The sequence below is a fragment of the Halorhodospira halophila genome (assembly GCF_016653405.1).
GTDB lineage: Bacteria > Pseudomonadota > Gammaproteobacteria > Nitrococcales > Halorhodospiraceae > Halorhodospira > Halorhodospira halophila_A.
The window spans coordinates 1-4,030 of record NZ_NHSN01000039.1 but is presented as its reverse complement, the minus strand read 5'-3'; the positions used below and the strand labels follow the sequence as shown (position 1 = coordinate 4,030).

Annotated in this window: 4 protein-coding genes; 2 read left to right on the top strand and 2 right to left on the bottom strand. The window is 65.4% G+C overall.

Translation table 11 applies throughout. The features are described from left to right. Window positions 1–225: 225 nt before the first annotated feature. The gene (locus CCR79_RS12895; protein ID WP_242510939.1) at window positions 226–1,317 is read left to right on the top strand and encodes a DEAD/DEAH box helicase family protein; all 1,092 of its coding nucleotides are present in this window, start codon (window positions 226–228) and stop codon (window positions 1,315–1,317) included. On the opposite strand, the gene CCR79_RS12890 is transcribed toward CCR79_RS12895, so the two are convergent. Together CCR79_RS12890 and CCR79_RS12885 are read right to left on the bottom strand one after the other, a co-directional pair. Further along, on the bottom strand, window positions 1,266–1,898 hold the full coding sequence (locus CCR79_RS12890; RefSeq protein ID WP_201173718.1) for a class I SAM-dependent methyltransferase: 633 nt from the start codon (window positions 1,896–1,898) through the stop codon (window positions 1,266–1,268). The two genes, CCR79_RS12895 and CCR79_RS12890, sit on opposite strands and share 52 nt — an antisense overlap. 568 nt (window positions 1,899–2,466) lie before the next feature. Continuing rightward, window positions 2,467–3,402 (bottom strand): pirin family protein, encoded by a 936-nt coding sequence (locus CCR79_RS12885; RefSeq protein WP_201173716.1) that lies wholly within the window; start codon window positions 3,400–3,402, stop codon window positions 2,467–2,469. 90 nt (window positions 3,403–3,492) lie between these two features. Between CCR79_RS12885 and CCR79_RS12880 the strand changes: the two genes are divergently transcribed. Further along, a complete protein-coding gene (locus tag CCR79_RS12880; protein WP_201173712.1) occupies window positions 3,493–3,630 on the top strand; it encodes a hypothetical protein in 138 nt (45 codons plus the stop codon). Window positions 3,631–4,030 lie beyond the last annotated feature (400 nt).

Sequence of the window (4,030 nt, the reverse complement as noted above, 5' to 3'; positions counted from 1 at the left end):
GGGGGGGGGGTAGCGGATAGTTACCGTATCAGTAGACTGGGTTCCAACCCTCACTCCGGGTACCAAGGACTGGTGCCACGCCGCGGTGCGCTAGTCCAGTCACATCGTCGAACTTTTTCGTTGAGGCAGCGATCGGCAATGGGGTCTGGTGCGCGACCGCAAGAAACCGCCAACGAGGCGGTCCGCTTGGTGCGCGGGGGCGAGGAAGATCCCCTGCTGCCGCGTTTGCTTGCAGCGATACGCCGTGCGGACGAGATCGAGCTGGCGGTGGCCTTTATCAAGTCCTCGGGCTTGAGTTACCTGTTCGACGCCCTCGTGGACCAACTCGAAAGGCAGTCGCCGGCGCGGGTTCGTATCGTCACCAGTGACTATCTGGGGGTTACCGATCCGCAGGCGCTACGTCAGTTGCTGCTGCTCGCTGAGCGGGGCGCCGAGGTGCGGGTTTTCGAGGCCAAGGAGCGCAGCTTCCACCTGAAGGCGTACCTGTTCACCCGGGGCGCTGGCAGCCAGGGGGAGGCCTTCATCGGCTCCAGCAACATCAGCAGGGAGGCCCTCACTCAAGGGCTGGAGTGGAATTATCGGGTGGATGCGGGCTGCCTGAACAGTGGTGGACCGCAGCGCCTGGCGGAGATCCGCGATGCCTTTTGGCAGATCTTCCAGCATCCCAGGACCCGCGCGCTCGATTACAACTGGGTCGATGAATACGAGCGGCGCCGGCCGGTCACGCCCCCGAGCGTTGCCCCGGGAAGCGATGACCCTGAGCTGCCGCCGCCCGAGCCCACACCGCAGCAGCAGGAAGCTTTAGAGCAGTTGAGTGCGACCCGCGCTGAGGGCCATCAACGCGGTCTGGTGGTGATGGCGACGGGCTTGGGCAAGACTTACCTGGCCGCATTCGATGCGCGGCAATTGGATGCTCGGCGGATCCTCTTCATCGCCCATCGGGAGGAGATCTTGCTGCAGGCAGAGGCCACCTTTCAGCGCGTCTTCCCGCAGGCGCATGTCGGTCGCTACCGCAACCAGGAGCGCCACGGCGATACCGCCATGCTCTTTGCCTCCGTGCAGACCCTGCATCGCGATGAGCACCTTGAACGCTTCCCCGCCGATGCCTTCGATTACGTCGTCGTGGACGAGTTTCACCACGCGGCGGCGAACACCTATCGGCGGTTGTTGCACCATTTCCAGCCGCGTTTTTTGCTGGGGCTCACGGCGACGCCGGAACGCGCCGACCAGGCCAACATCCTCACCCTGTGTGACGACAACCTGGTCTACACCGCGGATCTGTTCGACGGTAGGCGAATGGCGACCTCGGCCCAATAGACCTCCGGGCGGCCCAGGGCATCGGCGCTCTCGCCGACGTGGTCGACGCACGCACCGTGGTCCGCGGCAAGCTGACGGAGTTCGGCTACCGAGACCGGACGCAGGCCGCGCTCCGGATCCTCGGGGCCCAGGCGCAGCGTCAAGGCTAGCAGCCCGCCCGGCTTGAGCAGGGTGATGAGCTTGCGGAAGGCGCGGGCGCGTTGGCCTTGCGGTACGTGCATCCAGACCGCGCTGAGCAGGATGGCATCGAAGCACAGGCCTAGGCGGTGGACGTCCTCGAGCCCGGGGAGCTGGTCGTCAAGCCAGCGGATGCGCGGGTGGGGGTGGCGACGGGCGGCCTCGCGGCGCAGGGCTGCTGCTGGCTCGACGGCAACCACCTCGTGGCCGCGCTCGGCGAGCCAGGCGGCATCCCGCCCGGAGCCGGCGCCGACGTCCAGGACAGTGCTATCGCCACCAGGTGGCAGACGGTCGATGAGCCAGTTGTGGACGTCCGGGAAGGAGAGGGACTCATAGTCGTCCGCAACATGCTCGGCGCGCTCGTGGTACCAGCGGATCGCTGGGGCTTGTCTGCTGTCTTGCATGCTTACCCTTCAGTTCCGAGGGCTGATAGCCGGTGGCGTCGCCGATGCACGTAGCACCCTGGCATGATCGCTCAGGTTGATTGTGCATTCGACCGGACGCACGCATGGAGGTTTGATGTCATACGGGCACCAGGAAGCGGGGCAGGCAGGCGCGGTACCCGCACCTTTGGATGGCGTCCGCCATTTCGTGCTGCCGGCTGCGGTGGCCGGAGGGGCGTCGCTGGTCAGCGCACGCCTGCGGCCACGGGCGCGGAGGGTGGTGGGGAAGCGTTTTCGTGGTTCATCGGGTCGGTCAGTGGCGGTTTCGACGGGCGAATACCGGTTGATAATCTCACGCGACGCAGAACTGGTACGGTCCAATTCTGCACAGGCAATGGAAGATCCGGCGTAACCCACTGAGTAATGGAAGGGGAAAGTGTAAGCCCCTGATGTGTGGTCGCTTTGATGCTGGCGAGACTTTAGCCAATCGACCTCGAAGGCCCTCGGCCGGCGGGTTCAGCCGACTTTCTCCACACGGTTATCCACAGGTTCTGTGGAATCCTGGTCGACTCAGAGGCGAGGGGCCCGGTTAATCAGGCAGCGGGATGTGCTCCTCGCGATCTCCCGGCGGGAGGTCGAACAGGCCGACACCCCAGTGCTGCGCGCGCCACTGCCGCTTGGCCTCTTCGATGCGCTCCTTGGACGAGGCAACGAAGTTCCACCAGATATATCGCGGCCCGCCGAGCGTTGCCCCGCCGAGGATCATCAGGCGGGCGCCGCTCTCTCCCGACGCCACGGTGATGGCATCGCCGGGGCGGAATATCATCATATGGCCTGCCTCAAAGCACTGGCCGGCGATGGTCACGGATCCGGCCACCACATAGATGCCCCGGTCCTCGTGCTCGTCCGGCAAGGGGAAACGGGTGTTCGGTTCGAGCTGGACGTCGGCATAGAAGGCTTCCGAGTGCAGTGTCGCGGGCGCTTGTTCGCCATAGGCGTTGCCGAGGAGCAGCTGCACTCGCGCGCCCCCGCTTTCGATAACGGGCAACGCGGTGCTGTCGTGATGCTCGAACAGCGGCGGGGTGTCCTCATGGTCCTCCGGTAGTGCGATCCATGTCTGGATGCCGAAGAGCTCGCTTCCTGCCTGTCGCGCTGTCGCCGAGGTGCGTTCCGAGTGGGTGACCCCGCGTCCTGCGACCATCCAGTTCAGCGCACCCGGACGGATGACCTGGTCCGTTCCCAGGCTGTCGCGATGGTGCAGATCACCGCTGTAGAGGTAGGTGACGGTCCCCAGGCCGATGTGCGGGTGGGGCCGGACGTCGATGCCTTGTCCGGTGAGAAACTCCGCGGGGCCCATCTGATCGAAGAAGATGAACGGTCCGACCAGCTGTCGCCTTGGTGCCGGCAGTGCCCGGCGCACCTCAAAGCCGCCGATATCCCGGGCTCGCGGCACGATCAGCGTCTCGATAGCGTCCACCCCGATCTCGTCCGGGCAACCCGGTGCCAGTGCTGGATTCCAACTCATGTATGTCTCCTCCGGATAGCAACCCGCTGGCACGGGAGGCGTGCGCAGCCTCTCTATCAGTCTAGGAAGAACTGCCGGCCCATTGCCCGTATGCAGGCCCGCGAGGCCGCCAACACCATCCCCGGGGTGAACTTCTTCGTGCTGCCGGCTGCAGTGGCCGGCGGGGCCTCGCTGGTCAGCGCGCGCATGCGGGATCCGCTGCACAGCGCGGCGTCGGCGGATGGCTAGCCGGGCGCAACGGACGGTGACGCGATCTGGTCGGTCGCGTCCACATGATCCCCTGGCCCCCTACCCCCGGAGAGACTGACGGAAAGATCCCGTATCAGTAGACTGGGATCGAGCCCTTCCCCGGGGCACCAAGGACTGGTGCCAACCCGCCGCGACACCGGTCCAGTGCGTTCACCGGCACTGCGCCCCCTGCATGTGCCCTGGCGGTAGCGTGACTGGCCGTGAGTGGGCATTGATGCATCAAAGCAGGTCGCAACACGTAGCCGGCTGCTAGCCCCCTCTGTCAGGGTGGTTGGAACCTCAGCTGTTAGAGTCTTAAACCAGAGCTGGGGGCAGTGAGAGGTTCCAATGAAGTACTCCGACGAACGACGTGAAGCGGTCCTGCGCAAGCTCGGCCCAC

Bases quoted from the DNA above. Each gene is read 5' to 3' on its own strand.
- CCR79_RS12880 (WP_201173712.1), top strand. From the start codon at position 3,493: ATGCAGGCCCGCGAGGCCGCCAACACCATCCCCGGGGTGAACTTCTTC.
- CCR79_RS12890 (WP_201173718.1), bottom strand. From the start codon at position 1,898: ATGCAAGACAGCAGACAAGCCCCAGCGATCCGCTGGTACCACGAGCGC.
- CCR79_RS12885 (WP_201173716.1), bottom strand. From the start codon at position 3,402: ATGAGTTGGAATCCAGCACTGGCACCGGGTTGCCCGGACGAGATCGGG.